Here is a 14312-nt window from a genome sequence, read left to right as displayed (position 1 = left end):
CTACGTCAAGTATTTCTTGCATTCTAGGTTTATGAGCTCAGATAACAAATTCTCCGCTGAGATTGCCATCAGATTGTGAGGTTGTAATGAGCATTCGCGAGATTATCGACGAGGTCTTACGATCCTCGACCCTGATGCTGCAGCAGGAGTTTTCTATTAACAAAATCCTTCGGGAAAAAGACTACAACCTATCTGACCTGGAAGCTTTAGACGAGCTGGTAGAGGCAATTCTTCGCCAGGAGGTGAAAGCTGCTCCAGACTCTTGCAAAAGCCCCAGCGACACCCAAAGATGGCAAGGCGAGATCTCAGGTGAGATCCGTATTGCTTAGGTGGCCAGCTCTCGATTGGAGGATTTTTTCGAGCAATTGCTGCACCTGACTTTAGTCAGAGTAAGCTTCTAGCCTTTGTAGGATCTCTTGGATTAAATGCTCGTCGGGGCCGCTGAGCTCTGGGTGGAGGGTCGCCTGGTTGAGGTAGTGCCTCAGATCCTGACAGGCCTGCTGCCAACGCCCCAACTGGTAACAGAGCAAGCCCCGATCCCTCAGGTGGGGCAAGGACTCTGGGATCAATAACAAGATGCGCTCCACCGCTGCCAAGGCAAGCTCTAGCTGGGCGCGGCTCAAGTAAATCTGCTTAAGATTGTTGAGCAGCCGCACCAAGATTAGGCGAGGAGGGGTGGGGCGGAGGTGATGATCTTGTAAAGGGATCCTGGGCCCGTAGATCTGTGCCAAACGCTCTTGGCAGTCCTCGGGAAACAAAATTTCTCCCTGATGAAAGGGATCCACAAAAATCTCCGCGTCTGCAAACAGGGGCCGCACCAGAAAGTGGCCGGGCATGCCTACCCCTGCCATGGGAAAATCGATCCGCCGCGCCAGCTCTAGATAGATCAGAGAAAGAGTGATCGGGATCCCGGTGCGCCGATCGATCACCTCGTTTAAAAAGCTGTTGCGCGGGTCATAATAGTCTTCGCTGTTGCCACAAAAGCCCAGATCTTCAAAGAGATAGCGATTTAAAATCCGGATGACGCGCAGGGGGTAGCGCTCGGGAGGAAGACGCTCTTGCACTTCTGCGGCCATCTCATCCAAAGCGGCCAAATACTCTTCTACATCCAAGTCGGGATAGGCTTCTTGGGCGATCCAGAGGGCCGCTCGGCCCAGATCGATGGGATCCGCTTGAATTTCTTGGAGGAAGCGTTGGCGGGCAGCAGGAATGCTCATGGGAGGCTGGAGTGTTTGTCAACCATCTCGGCTAGAACAGCAGCGTGCAGAAGCTGGTCAACAGCAGCGTCAATGCCGTCAGAAGCAGGCTAAAGCTCCACAGCCCCACGGCGGCAAACAGGAGGAGCCCGATGACCCAGATGAGCAGAGCATTCCAGTAGGGCCGGTTGGGGGCCTTGGAAACGTTGATTTTTTGGAAGAAGGGCAGCAGGATAAACGCCACATCCAGCAGCAGCCGCGGCAGCCGCAAATCCTGGGGCAACGGCCGATCCCGCACTGCCAAGTAGAGCAGCCCCCAGCTCAACAGGAGCGGGAGCAGCAACAGGTAATTGGATTCGGCCAGCAGCGGTCGATCCACGACTAGCGGAAACAGAGGGCTGATCCCCCAGCCCAGATAGAGGTAAAAGTCGAACTTCAACAGCGGCTGCAACAGAGGGGGCAGGCCGAGGCGCTGAATGTGTTGTTGAATCCTACTCCCCTGAGCTCCGGATCTCTGGCCCCCAGATCCGCCTGTTTGAGGGGTTTGCCCTGCCGGGGTTGCCCGCCAACCGCAGTGGTCGCAGTAGGGGGACTTGTAGCGATAGGCCGGGATCGGCTTGCCACAGGCCGGGCAGCGCTGGATCGGACGAGGTTGAGAACTGGAGGCCATGACCACCCGTGATGCTCCTGCTCTAGCATGCCCCAATTGCGTTCAGTTGATTCCCAGGACAAAAGATAACGTGATACAGGCTGCCCCCAAGGCTGCTCCGGCGATCACCTGGACGGGCGTATGGCCCAGCAACTCCCTCAAGTAGGGCTCCTGGAAGCGATCTGCACCCTTCTCCTCAAACCATTCTTCCATGAGGCGGTTCAGCACCCGCGCCTGCTTGCCGGCAGCCTGACGGATCCCGGCGGCATCGTACATCACCACCAGCGCAAAGACCATCGTTGCCGCAAACAGCAGGCTGTCCCAGCCTTCCTCCAGCCCCACCCCCACCGACAAAGCCGTTACCAGCGCTGCGTGAGAGCTGGGCATCCCCCCTGTCTCCACCAAAACCCGCAGGTTGAGCTTGCCCGAACGCACATAGGCCAGGATCAGCTTGATGGCCTGGGCCAAGACACTGGCCAGCAGAGCAACCCAGAGAACGTGGTTGGCCATCAACTGCTGCAGCATAGGGCTCTCCGGCACCAGAACGCGACCAGGGTCTCCGACAGGGTGGACAGGGATCCCATCTACCTTCTTGTCCTCTTGTCTCAATGCTGGCGGCGGGTGATGAAATCGGCCAGAGCCAACAGGGGCTCGGCCTGGGATCCGTAGGGGCGCAACGCCTCCTTGGCCGATTGGATCAGTTCCTCAGCTTTCTGCCGGGAAGCCTCTAGGCCCAACAAGCTGGGGTAGGTGGCTTTGGCGGCAGCTTGATCCTTGCCTGCCGTTTTGCCCAGTTGCTCGCTGGTGGCAGTAACATCCAAAATGTCGTCCACGATCTGAAAAGCCAGGCCGATGTCCCGAGCGTAGTGGCTCAGCCGCGCCAGCAGCTCCTCATCGGCCCCTGCCAGGATCCCTCCCGAAACCACCGAGGCCTCCAGCAGAGCACCCGTCTTGTGGCTGTGGATGTACTCCAAAGTTTCTAGGGAAATGGCTTTGCCTTCGGACTCCAGATCCACCACCTGGCCCCCTACCAAGCCGGTTGCCGCCACAGCATGGCCAATGCGGGCAATGACTTGCAGCACCAACTGCGGCGGCACCCCCCGCGTTTGGCTGGCGATATGCTCAAAGGCATAGGCCAGCAGGGCATCTCCTGCCAAAATGGCGATATCCTCGCCGAATACCTTGTGATTGGTGGGCTTGCCGCGGCGAAAATCGTCGTTGTCCATCGCCGGCAGATCGTCGTGGATCAGCGACATGGTGTGGATCATCTCCAGGGCGCAGGCGGTGGGCATGGCCTGCTCCACAGAGCCGCCGGCCAACTCACAGGCCGCCAGACAGAGGATCGGCCTCAGGCGTTTCCCCCCCGCCAGCAGGCTGTAGCGCATCGCCTCGTAAATGCGCTCCGGATAGGCGGGAACCAATGCCGCAGAAAGCGCCTCTTCCACCTGTTGCTGGCGTTGGCTCAAGTAGGTGTCCAGGTTGAAGGTTTGGGCAACCAAGGGAGGGCTCCTCTCAACTCAGCAACGGCGGGAATGGGTTCTACAACAGGCCTGCAAGCTGACATTATCTCATGTCCACTCTAGGTCGGGATCCGCCTTCCTCAGCCGGTGAAAGCAAGTTGCAACCCCTAAGGAAAGGGTCAAGAGGAAGGGCCGCGAGCTTGCGCTAGCCGTCCCCCCAATGTCAGGATGCATTGAGGATCTTGAACCGGCTTGGTCTTTCCATGTCCCACTCACCTGCTCAGCTCAGCGCTTCTCCTTCCTCCGTCGGCGATGGCGACCGTCTGCTGCGGGCGGCCCGCGGGGAAGTGGTAGATCGTCCCCCCGTTTGGATGATGCGCCAGGCGGGTCGCTACATGGCGGCCTACCGCGAGCTGCAGAGCAAATACACCTTCAAGCAGCGCTGCGAGATCCCGGAGCTGGCGATTGAGATCTCGCTGCAGCCGTTTCGCGCCTTTGCCCCCGACGGCGTCATTATGTTCAGCGACATCCTCACCCCCCTCGAGGGCATGGGGATCCCCTTTGAGTTGGTGGAGCAGCAGGGGCCGATCATCGACCCGCCGATCCGCTCCCAGGCCCAAGTTGAGCAAATCCGACTGCTAGAGCCGGAAGAAAGCCTGCCCTTTATCAAGACCATCCTCAGCACTCTGCGCCGCGAGGTGGAAGGGAAGGCGACGCTGCTGGGCTTTGTCGGCTCCCCTTGGACCTTGGCCTGCTACGCCGTGGAGGGCCGCAGCTCCAAAGATTATGCCCATATCAAGAGCCTGGCCTTCACTCAGCCGCAGGTGTTGCATCAGTTGCTGAGTAAGCTGGCGGATAGCATTGCCCGCTACGTGATCTACCAGATCGAGTGCGGCGCCCAGGTGGTGCAGCTCTTCGACACCTGGGCCGGCCAGCTCAGCCCCGGCGACTACGAAACCTGGGCCTTGCCCTACCAAAAGCAAATTGTGGATCAGGTGAAAGCTCGGTGCCCGCAGGTGCCGCTCATTCTCTACATCAACGGCAGCGCTGCTTTGTTGGAGCGGGTGGGCAAAGCTGGCATCGATGTGTTCAGCCTCGATTGGATGAGCGATATGGCCGAGGCCAGGGCCCGCCTGGGATCCCTGGCGGTGCAGGGCAATCTCGACCCGATGGTGTTGCTGGGATCCCCGGAATTCATCCGGCAGCGCACCCTGGAGGTGATTCAAAAGGCGGGATCTCGCGGCCACATCATGAACCTGGGCCACGGCGTGCACCACACCACTCCGGAGGCCAATGTCCATCACTTTTTCGAGACGGTGCGCCAGGCGGCAGAGCTGCTCAAAGCTCTCTAGCCGTATGGAAAAACCCCTTGACTTTAGGGGTAGGGTTTGCCTTACGAGCCAGGGATCCCCGGTGTACATCAGCGTCATCATCCCCACCTACAACCGCCGTCCCATCTTGCAGAAATGTCTGCAGGCCTTGGCGCAGCAGCAGCCTGGCCCCTACGACGGCTACGAGGTGGTGGTGGTGGACGACGGCTCCACCGATGGCACGCTGGAATGGCTGCAGAGCCAGCCGCCAGATTTGCCGCCGATCAGGCTTTTGTGCCAAGAACACCGCGGCCCTGCTGCCGCCCGCAACCTGGGGTTTCGCCACGCCCAGGGATCCATCATTGTCTTTATCGACAGCGACCTGGTGGTGGTGGAGCACTTTTTGGCCGCTCATGCCCAGATGCTGCGGCGACACGGGGTTACCGGCAATCCCGACTCGCCCCACGAGGCCAAGGTCTTCACCTACGGGCGGGTAATCAACACCTGCAATTTTCGGGATCCCTGCTCCGAGCCCTTCAAGCCCACCGATTTTTCGGCAGCCTTCTTTGCCACCGGCAACGTGGCCATTGCCCGCCATTGGCTGGAGCGGGCTTGTGAAACCCCTGCCGGCCCCTTTGACGAGCGGTTTCACCTCTACGGCTGGGAAGACCTGGAGCTGGGGGTGCGGCTAAAGCGCCTGGGCCTGCGCCTGGTCAAGTGCCCCCAAGCCACCGGCTACCATTGGCATCCGCCCTTCGAGCTGGCGCAAATCCCAGCCCTCATCGAGCGGGAGCGGCAGCGGGGCCGCATGGGCATCCTCTTTTACCAAAAGCACCCCACCTGGGCCGTGCGCCTGATGATCCAACTGACGCCTCTGCATCAATGCCTGTGGGGCCTTCTGTCGCTGGGGGGGTGGCTGAACGAGAAGCGCTTAGAGCCGCTGCTGCGCTGGTTGATCCGGCAGGGCCGCTCGCAGTTGGCCTTGGAGCTGTGTCGGGTTTTCTTCCTCAACTGGTACAACGTCCAGGCGGTTTACGAGAGCTACAGAGCGATGAAAGCCCGAAACACGGGGATCCACCTGTTCTGAGCGCTCACCAGCGTCGGATAGGTCAGCCGACCATAGTCCTTGCCGGGGAGCAAGGGCGTTCCGGGATCCGGGTCGGCAGGGCCAAGGGGTTCCCAAACGGCGCCGGCCCCCTTGACAATGGCCCACACCGCCGCCACATCCCAGATCTTGGGCGAGCGTTCTACCGCCCCCAAAAGGCTGCCGCCGGCCACCGCCAGCAGGTTGTAGGCAGCGCCGCCCAGCATGCGGGCTTTGCAGGGAAATTGCGGGCTAATCCAGTGGCTGCTGCGGGAGCAAAAATTAAACAGTTGGTTGGGTCCGGGTGGGGCGGTGCTGGGGCGAATGGGCTGAGGACGGACGGGATCCCGGTCGTGGCGGATGAGAAAAGCTCCTGCCGGCGCGTCGTCGGGAAACTGAGGCCAGTAGCCGTAGAAAGTCTGGCGGATGGGGGGCAGATGCACACAGCCAAACACAGGCACACCCCAGTGCAACAGCGCCAGCGAGCTGCCCCAGATGGGGATCCCGTGGGCAAAATTGGTGGTGCCATCCAGGGGATCCACCACCCAGCACCACTCTTTCTCCAGGAAAATGTGGTTGGACTCCTCGCTCAGGCAGCCGTGATCCGGGTAGGCCGCGGCAATTGCCTCCTGAAAGGCGCGATCCGCCCATTGGTCAGAAGCGGTCACCAAGCTGCCGTCCGCTTTTTCCGTAGAGGAGGCCTGGCCAAAGTCTGCCAAGAGCTGCGCTCCGACCTTTGCCGTGGCCTGCAGGGCAAACTCGGTAACCTCCAGCCAGAAGGGCGGGAGAGAAGCGGTTTCAGGAGAAGCACCCATGCCCCAATCCTAGCGGGATCCCTGACTTCTGGGGCGAAAAAGGGCGGATCCCTCACCCACAGGTCTTGCGCCCTCAAGCTGACTAGAATCATTTTAGGTAGACCCTCCCCTCGGCTGGCCCTCCTCCTCCATGAACCAGCGCCTAATTGGACAACTGATCGGCAACCGCTACCGACTGACCCACCACATCAGCGAGGGTGGCTACGGCAATGTGTTCGAGGCGGTGGATACCCAGTTGAATGACGAGCCGGTGGCCGTTAAGTTGTTGCGCCCGCCGCCGCCAGACATGGAGCCGGAGTATTACCAGCAACTGCAGCAGCGCTTCCTGGACGAGGCCAGGGTCAGCGCCCTGTTGGGCGAGCACCCCAACATTGTGCAGGTGCGCTCCTACGGTCTGTACCAAAACCAGCCCTACCTGGTGATGGAGTACCTGAAGGCCAAGCCTTACACGGGCCAGGGCTTGGACTATGTGTTGGCACGGGAAGGTCCCCTGCACCCAGAGCGGGTGGTGAACTTGGCTTTGCAAATTTGCTCGGCCCTGCACCACGCCCACAACTTTCACATGGATCTGGGCAAACACTCGATTCGAGGGGTCATCCACCGCGATATCAAGCCCAGCAACATCTTTGTGCAAAAAGGGCCCGATGGCAAAGAACGGGTCAAGCTCCTGGACTTTGGCATTTCCAAACTCATGGGGGAAACCTCTCGTGGCCTGACGCAAACCGGGTATTTTTTGGGCACGATGGTCTATGCCTCGCCGGAGCAGATGCGGGGAGAGAAGCTGGATGGCCGCTCCGACATCTATTCCCTGGGGGTGGTTTTGTACGAGCTGTTAACCGGTGCGTTGCCCTTCGAGCCAGAGACCGACACCCTGCAGGGCTGGTACCACGTCCACAACTTTCAAAAGCCCCGCCCTTTTCAAGACCATCCGCTGCCCCACCCCATCCCTGAGGCCCTAGAAAAGGTGGTGCTGCGTTGCTTGGAGAAAGACCCTGCCCTTCGCCCGGCCACCATGGAGGAGCTGGCCCAGCAGCTCCGAGCCGTCTATGGGGACAAGATCCCGCCTCCCCCTCAAAAGGCTCCTCTGCAGCGGATCCCTGCCGGCTTTGGCCAGCAAGCCACCCAGCAGAGCCGAGCCGCCCCTGTTTCGGAAGCTGAGGAAGAAGAGCTGCAGCGGGCGGTGCGTTTGATCGAGGCAGGCGAATACAAAATGGCTGTCCACCTGCTTAACAAGCTGATCCAGAGTGCCCCCAACGAAGCCCGCTACTACCTATACCGCGGCCTGGCCCACCAGCGGCAGGGCCATTGGGGCCTTGCCCAGATGGACTATCAAGGAGTGCTGCGGCTGGAGCCGGGTAACCCCTCGGCAGAACAGGGGCTGCGCGAGGTCGAACAGCAGGTCGGCCAGGAACAGGTTAGCCCCCACCAGAAGCCCACCCTCCCCACCTCAGGCAAGCCCCGCCAGAGCAAAGGATTGGCCCTGGGCTGGCTCCTGGCCAATTGGGCGGCGGCTGGGATCGGCTATCTGGGGCTGGGGGCGGCAGCTCCCCTGCTGGCTGCTTTGGGTTCGCTCCAAGGAGCGGTGGCCGGGGCCGGCCTGGGCTTGGGGATGGGGCTACTCCAGTGGGCGGTATTGCGGCGGCAGGTCTCTTGGCGGTGGGTGGCGGCCACGCTGCTGGCCACGGCTTTGGGTTGGGTAGCAGCAGATACCCTGGAGGCGGGGATGGCAACCTTCGCTTTCGATCCCAGGGATCCCTGGCTGCAGAACGCCTTGCAGGCGATGGCCAGCCCGCTGCGTGGCTTGCTGGTGGGGCTTGGCGTCGGTGGATTGCAAGGGATCCTCCTGTCCCGGCATGGGAAAGTTGCCTGGGCCTGGGTCTTGGCGGCAGGGGTAGAAGGAGGAGGGGCAGCTCTGCTCATCCATTGGCTGTTGGCCGGCTCTGCCTTGAGCCGTTGGCTGCTGCTCCTTGCCGGGCTGCTGGCTCACACCCGTCCCCTCAGCGCCCTGGTGCTTGCTAACTTAAATTGGCGCCGCATCCCTGCCGTTCAAAATTGCCAACAGGCCAAACAACAGGCCGCCTAACCCCCATCCCACAACCACCTCAGCTTCCCTCAAAACTTGCCTGACGAGGGATCCCGTGCAGCCATTAAGAGCAAGAAGGCCCTCCAGCGAGAGCCTTCTTGAGGATCCTATTGCGCCGTTTTACCGTGGTTTTCGACCTGGAAAAGCCAGTGTAGGACATCGGGGATGACTATCGATAGTTTCCAAATCGAGTTTGGCTTACTGCTCTCACATCCACACCCGTCCTAATTGTCGAAGGGTATCGATCGCAAAAACGTAACGGCAGTCACCAACGCCTCAGAATCCTTAGCCCATCATACCGCATCTGCGGGCCGTGCTTGTCAAGTGCTCATCAGGGCTTTGCCAAGGACGGGATCGGCATTTGCTTGGCTTTGGAGGAGCCCTCTTGTCGTTGGGCTAGGATAGGAGGGCAGACCGACTTTTTGCCGGCCATGCTCGACTCTTTGTTGGATAACATTTACGGCGCTTGGTTTCTGCCGGAGCCCACCTTTCGCTCGCTGCGGCAACAGCCTGTTCTCTGGCAAGCTTTTGGGGTGGTGGCGCTGCTGAACATTCTCGAGGCTGTGCGTCGTTTCGGGGTAAACCTGCCGAGCATGGTGCTGGCGCTGCTGGCAGGCTTCCTGGGATGGGTAAGCCTGGCGGCCCTGCTGCAGGCGCTGGCCTTTTGTTTTGGGCGGGCTGCCCCTTCTTTTGCGTCGCTCCTCTGCCTGACGGGCTTTGCTGGCCTGCCCTGGCTGCTGCTGGGACCTGCCCAATCCTTGGGCGGAGTGGCCGGATCCCTGTTGGGGTTCGTGGCGCTGTTGTGGTTTGTGGTTTGGCAGGTGCGGGCGGCAGCGGTGGCGCTGGATCTGGAGTGGTGGCGCCTGGCGGGTCTGATCCCGTTGGCCTTCCTGGGCGGGCTCCTGTCCTTGAACTGGTTGACCAGCGCCGTTGTGGCTTTGGCTTCTCTGGGCTGAAAGGCAATTGCAAAATTGGGAAGAAGCAGCCCGCCGGGCTAGTTGGGCACTCGCTGCAGGTGCGGTTTTTCCTCCGGCAGGATCGCCCCTTCCACAGGGCAAACCTGAAGACAGATGCCACAGTCAATACAGGTGGCAAAGTCGATCCAGAAGTAGTCGGTGCCTTTGGCATTTTTGCCGTCCCCAGGGTGAATGCAGGCGACGGGGCAGGCCTCCACACAGTCGGCAACGCCTTCACAAATATCGGTGACGATGGTATGAGGCATGGATCCCTCTCCCTCAATCGAGTCAACCTCAACACCTTCCCATCCGCTTGGCCCAGAGTCTGTTGGCCCGTTGGCAGTGGGTGGCAGAGGGCTTTGTCATTTTAGGCGAAAACGGATCCCTCTGAGAGCGACCCCAAGCCCTCACCCCCCGTTCCTCTCCTAGGGAGAGAGGAAATGGGGCAAGGAACCGTTTTGCCGCCGTTGGGAGCAGTAGCTGTGCAACCGATGTCCCATCGCGCCCGGCAGCGGCTGTGGGGAATGCAGATCACTGGCGGCAGAACCTGCAGCTAGGTCTCTCTCAAATCCCGCTCTTGAGATTGCCACCAACGGCTGAGGGGCCAATAGAGAGCGGGGGCCCACAGGCTGCTTAAAATGGCCGACGTGAGGGCATTGCGCTGATGGTTCCACCAGATGCTCTCCAGAGAACGGGGGCCATCGCCGCCAATGGCGCCGGCGGCGGGCGAGGAGTTTGCCAACCCATCCAACCAAGTTGCCATTTCCGCCGGCTCGAGGCCAGCGGATCCCTGAGAGGCCGTCAGCCACATCCATTGCAGCGCCATCAGCGTCTCGGCAATCACCACCATGCCGAAGACGATCAAAGCCACGGAGATGAAGTCCTCTTGCATGTAGCGCTGCTTCTGCAACTTGGCCGTGAGGATCCCGACCACCGCCAACCCCAGGGCATGGGTAGGATAAGGGTTGGTCAGGGCATCCTGCAGAAAACCCAATGTGATCCCGGCAACAGCCCCCTGCCAAGCCTTGCGCCGCACGCTCCAGCACACCACCCAGATCAGGGGCCAATCGGGGGTTAGGCCCGCCAGCTCCAAGCCCGGCCCCCGCCACCAAGGGGCCACCACCGCCAACAGCCCTGACAAGGCGGTGACCAGCCAATTGAGGCGAGACTTAAGGTTGAGCATAGCGGTAAATCAAGGCCCACTCCAAGAGGCCCAGGGGCGCCGACAATTCGACTGTGGCTTGTGGGGCAGGGCTGGCATCCAGGTTGATGGCTCGAACCGTTCCCACCACAACCCCCGCCGGGTAGAAGCTGCTCAGGCCCGAAGTTACCACCACATCCCCCACTTCCACTTTGGGATCCTTATCGAAAAAATCCAAGATGGCGTTCTGGGTGCCGGTGCCCCGCAAGATGCCCATGTGCCGGCTGCGGCTGAGCATCACCCCGACACGGCTGGTGGGATCGCTAATAAGCAGCACGCGGCTGGTGTTGGGGGTTACCGCCTCAACCCGCCCGACCAATCCCCCCGGTGCCATAACCACATCTCCTACCCTGACCCCATGCTGGCTGCCGCGGCTGAGGGTGAGCTGTTGCCACCAGTGATCGGCGCTGCGGCCCACCACCGCCGCCGGGATCCCTGCTTGGGGCATTTGCTCGGTAAATTGCAGCAGGCGCTTCAGCTCGCGGTTTTGGTGCCGCAGCTCGGCCACCAGGGCCTGTAGCTCGCGGGTGGCGGCCTGGCTAAGTACGGCGTCAGGATCCACAGGTGGACGGATGGGTGCGGTGAGCCAACTGTACAGCTCCACCAGCAGGGATCCCTGGGTCTGGCGCAAAGCCCACGCCCCTCCTATCGCCGAAGCAGACAGGAGCAACCCCAAACCATAACGCATCCACCACTGGTGTAGCCGATTCAAGCAATACCTCTCTAACCCACTCGACTCACACCTCGAATCAGGGATTCAGAGGAAACTCCTCTAACCCTTGAAGCTGCCGCTCAACACTCGACCCAAGGTTTTGAAATCCTCCAAAACCCGCCCTGTACCGAGCACCACACAACTGAGGGGATCCGGGGCAATGTGAACCAGGATCCCGGTCTCATGGCTGATCAGGGCGTCTAGCCCCTTGAGCAACGCCCCCCCTCCCGCCAACATAATGCCGCGGTCGATGATGTCTGCCGCCAATTCCGGCGGCGTGCGCTCCAGGGTGCGCTTGATGGCCTCCACAATGACCGAGAGGGGCTCGGCCATGCTCTCACGGATCTCAGTGCTCTTCACCGTCACAGTGCGGGGCAAACCCGAAAGCAAATGCAGCCCCCGCACTTCCATGGTCATCTCCTCTTGAGTTGGGTAGGCAGAGCCGATTTGAATTTTAATCTCTTCGGCAGTGCGCTCCCCGATGGTGAGATTGTGAACTTTTTTCATGTACTGAATGATGGCCTCGCTCAGCTCGTCTCCTGCCACCCGCACCGACTCGCTGAGGACGATCCCTTGCAAGCTGAGGACGGCCACCTCGGTGGTGCCGCCGCCGATGTCGATGATCATGTTCCCGGTGGGCTCTTGCACCGGCAGCCCCGCGCCGATGGCTGCTGCCACCGGCTCATCCACCAAATACACCTCCCGCGAGCCGGCTTGCAGGGCCGCTTCCATCACTGCCCGTCGCTCTACGCCGGTCACCCCACTTGGGATCCCGATGACGATGCGCGGGGCGATCAAGTAACGACCTCCATGCACCCGCTGGATGAAGTGCTTCAGCATCATCTCCGCCGTGTCGAAGTCGGCGATCACCCCATCCCGCAGAGGACGCACAGCCACGATGTTGCCCGGGGTACGGCCCAACATTTTTTTGGCATCTTCCCCCACGGCCAGCGGTTGTTTGGTGTTTTGGTCGATGGCGACGACAGAGGGCTCCTGTAGGACAATGCCGCGGCCAGCCACATAGACTAGGGTGTTGGCCGTGCCCAGATCGATGCCCATGTCACGGGAAAATCGGCTGAATAGCCCCACGGTAGGTTGCTCCAGTTTTTATTCGTGAAGAAAGAGCAGCAAGTCTCGCTACCTACTATAGTCCAATCCTAGGAGAGGCGGGGATCCCTTTCCGAGTGGCGCAGTTAGGGCTGGCTATCAGCGGAAGTTCGGATTAGAATGAGTAGCTTCCTTTTTCCGGTTGCGATGCAGATTGCTGCAGCTTTGCTGAGCTTGGCCACCCCCAATTTGCCCCGTTTGTTGCACTTTTACCAGGCCCTCTTGGGGATCCCGCCCCAAGTCCAGCTCTCCAGGGAGGGAGAGCCAGTGTATGTGGAGTTTCGCCTGCCTGGCCTGCGACTGGGCCTCTACCGCAGTCTCCATCCAGAGTTTGCCGCCCAGGCGGGAGCAGCAAGTCTTTGCCTGCAGGTGCAGGATCTGGCGGCATGCCTGGGATCCCTGGCGGCGGTGTTGGCGGAGCACCAGATCTCCGTTTCGCCGCTGCGGCAGGCCTTTCACGGCCAGGAGGTGGACTTCCGGGATCCCGATGGCAATCGCATTGTGTTGCACCAACCTTCTGCGGCCTTCTGGCAGGCGATGACCTGGGAGGGGACTTGCAACTGAACCAAGACCCCTGAGGCTCAGGGGAGACTCTTTGGAACCTTTTCGAGCAAAAAAAGTTGTGGCAGGTGCTATGTCTCAGCCTGAATTCAAAGGGTCGTAGCCAGTTTGGGGGGACAGGCTTTTTCCCAATTGGGGCAAGAGGCCGGGGTGTTGGGAAAAGTCCCCCATCCCCTGTGGTTGAGAATAGTTAAAACTCGGAGGCTAGGTAGGGATGGCGGTGTCCCCGTTGAGGCTGAGCAGGTCATGAAAAAACCTCTGGGCGTCTGTCCGTGTTTCGACCCCAGAGGCTTCTTCTCTTCACTCCTCACCACCCCTGAGCGTACCCGCCTTCCAAAAGGTTGTCAAGCATTTTCCCAGGGGGGCTAGCGGGTGGGAAACCGCACCAGAGCAGCGCTGCCGTAGAGGATCATCTGGTGAGGCTGTAGGCACACCCGATCTACTCGCAGCTTGCTCCCTTGCAGGGCTAGCCGATCCAAATCCAGGAGCGCATTCAGGTGATCCACCAAGGCTCGGCTCAGGGCCCGCCCCTCCTCCGTGTCGCCCTCAAACAGCGGATCGGCAAGGCAAATGCGGCGACGTTCTAGCACCTCGATGCGAGCGGAAAAGCCCACCTGCAAGGGCTTTTCTCCCCCTGGCTGAACCTCGGCCTGCAATCGCAACCGCTGCTCTGGGGTGAGGTGAACCTCGACCTGATGAAATGAGAGCGGCTTGCCCCCCTGATCCACCTGAGCCAGCTTGTTCAGCACAAAAGGCGTGTTAAAGGATCGCGCCAGATCCGCTTCGCTCAGCACCACCCGCATCCTGGCCTGCACCGGCTGCCGCAGCTTAATCCGACCCTGCCAGATTTGGCTAAAGTCAATGGCTACAGCGTTGCAAAACAGCTCTAAAAGCGAAAGCCGCAGGCCGTTGTACATCTGCAGGTTCTGGCCCACCAGCTCAAAGCTGTCGATGCGTCCTTGCAACAGCTTGGCAATGGGCTCTGCCCGCACGCGCGCCTCCAGCCGCTCTGCCTGCTTGAAGAGAGCGCGAATGGCTGCGCTCACTCCCCGGCTGACCCAGTCAGTAAGCATGGGATGAGGCAAAGAGAGTTCTGGCAGGAGTCCTGTGACCATAGGGCAAGCTAAGAGCGCCTACAGGGATCATAACCAACCATTAAGAAAAGTTACAGCTCCTAC

General features: G+C 60.5%; 16 protein-coding genes. 6 read left to right on the top strand and 10 right to left on the bottom strand.

The features are described 5' to 3' along the window. The first annotated feature begins 86 nt into the window (after nt 1-86). Nucleotides 87-329, top strand: a complete 243-nt coding sequence (locus NW848_RS01760; protein ID WP_414510357.1) for a hypothetical protein — start codon at nt 87-89, stop codon at nt 327-329. A gap of 51 nt (nt 330-380) precedes the next feature. Here NW848_RS01760 and NW848_RS01755 read toward each other — a convergent pair whose 3' ends face one another. The 4 genes from NW848_RS01755 to crtE all read right to left on the bottom strand — a co-directional run bounded on the left by NW848_RS01755 (nt 381) and on the right by crtE (nt 3344). Then, nucleotides 381-1217 (bottom strand): SirB1 family protein, encoded by an 837-nt coding sequence (locus NW848_RS01755; protein ID WP_099812501.1) that lies wholly within the window; start codon nt 1215-1217, stop codon nt 381-383. Nucleotides 1218-1248: 31 nt separating this feature from the next. Further along, complete coding sequence (locus NW848_RS01750) at nt 1249-1866, bottom strand: hypothetical protein (RefSeq protein ID WP_011429287.1); 618 nt, start codon at nt 1864-1866, stop codon at nt 1249-1251. Nucleotides 1867-1908: 42 nt separating this feature from the next. Continuing rightward, entirely contained in the window at nt 1909-2370 is a 462-nt protein-coding gene (locus tag NW848_RS01745; protein WP_041438070.1) for a divergent PAP2 family protein, read from the bottom strand. Nucleotides 2371-2450: 80 nt separating this feature from the next. Further along, nucleotides 2451-3344, bottom strand: a complete 894-nt coding sequence (crtE, locus tag NW848_RS01740) for a geranylgeranyl diphosphate synthase CrtE (RefSeq protein ID WP_011429285.1) — start codon at nt 3342-3344, stop codon at nt 2451-2453. 224 nt (nt 3345-3568) lie between these two features. Between crtE and hemE the strand changes: the two genes are divergently transcribed. Beyond that, nucleotides 3569-4657 (top strand): uroporphyrinogen decarboxylase, encoded by a 1089-nt coding sequence (gene hemE, locus NW848_RS01735; protein WP_099812502.1) that lies wholly within the window; start codon nt 3569-3571, stop codon nt 4655-4657. Between the two features lie 61 nt (nt 4658-4718). Then, nucleotides 4719-5702 carry a glycosyltransferase family 2 protein gene (locus tag NW848_RS01730; protein ID WP_011429283.1) on the top strand — a complete coding sequence of 328 codons (984 nt, stop codon included), beginning with the start codon at nt 4719-4721 and terminating at the stop codon, nt 5700-5702. Here the strand turns inward: NW848_RS01730 and NW848_RS01725 are convergent. Next, complete coding sequence (locus NW848_RS01725; RefSeq protein ID WP_099812504.1) at nt 5657-6514, bottom strand: inositol monophosphatase family protein; 858 nt, start codon at nt 6512-6514, stop codon at nt 5657-5659. The genes NW848_RS01730 and NW848_RS01725 overlap by 46 nt on opposite strands. Before the next feature lie 130 nt (nt 6515-6644). On the opposite strand from NW848_RS01725, the gene NW848_RS01720 reads away from it, so the two are divergent. Continuing rightward, complete coding sequence (locus tag NW848_RS01720; protein WP_099812505.1) at nt 6645-8597, top strand: serine/threonine-protein kinase; 1953 nt, start codon at nt 6645-6647, stop codon at nt 8595-8597. 431 nt (nt 8598-9028) lie between these two features. Next, nucleotides 9029-9553, top strand: coding sequence for a YIP1 family protein (locus NW848_RS01715; RefSeq protein WP_011429280.1), 525 nt, complete (start codon nt 9029-9031; stop codon nt 9551-9553). 38 nt (nt 9554-9591) lie between these two features. Here NW848_RS01715 and NW848_RS01710 read toward each other — a convergent pair whose 3' ends face one another. From NW848_RS01710 to NW848_RS01695, 4 genes are all read right to left on the bottom strand, one after another. Continuing rightward, complete coding sequence (locus NW848_RS01710) at nt 9592-9819, bottom strand: indolepyruvate ferredoxin oxidoreductase subunit alpha (protein WP_011429279.1); 228 nt, start codon at nt 9817-9819, stop codon at nt 9592-9594. Nucleotides 9820-10106: 287 nt separating this feature from the next. After that, a complete protein-coding gene (gene mreD, locus NW848_RS01705) occupies nt 10107-10736 on the bottom strand; it encodes a rod shape-determining protein MreD (RefSeq protein WP_099812506.1) in 630 nt (209 codons plus the stop codon). Beyond that, nucleotides 10723-11442 (bottom strand): rod shape-determining protein MreC, encoded by a 720-nt coding sequence (gene mreC, locus NW848_RS01700; protein ID WP_041438068.1) that lies wholly within the window; start codon nt 11440-11442, stop codon nt 10723-10725. The genes mreD and mreC overlap by 14 nt, the downstream gene beginning before the upstream one ends. A gap of 84 nt (nt 11443-11526) precedes the next feature. Beyond that, nucleotides 11527-12555 carry a rod shape-determining protein gene (locus tag NW848_RS01695; protein ID WP_011429276.1) on the bottom strand — a complete coding sequence of 343 codons (1029 nt, stop codon included), beginning with the start codon at nt 12553-12555 and terminating at the stop codon, nt 11527-11529. Between the two features lie 165 nt (nt 12556-12720). Here NW848_RS01695 and NW848_RS01690 point away from each other — a divergent pair, with 165 nt between their 5' ends. Next, on the top strand, nt 12721-13137 hold the full coding sequence (locus tag NW848_RS01690) for a VOC family protein (RefSeq protein ID WP_071813547.1): 417 nt from the start codon (nt 12721-12723) through the stop codon (nt 13135-13137). A 362-nt stretch (nt 13138-13499) separates the two neighbouring features. Here the strand turns inward: NW848_RS01690 and NW848_RS01685 are convergent, their stop codons facing one another. After that, nucleotides 13500-14249: a DUF2993 domain-containing protein gene (locus NW848_RS01685; RefSeq protein ID WP_099812508.1), complete on the bottom strand. Its 750-nt coding sequence runs from the start codon at nt 14247-14249 to the stop codon at nt 13500-13502. Between the last annotated feature and the right edge of the window lie 63 nt (nt 14250-14312).

This window comes from Synechococcus sp. RC10A2, assembly GCF_047502605.1.
Note: the sequence above shows the minus strand (reverse complement) of the source record. Positions and strands in the feature narration are given on the sequence as shown.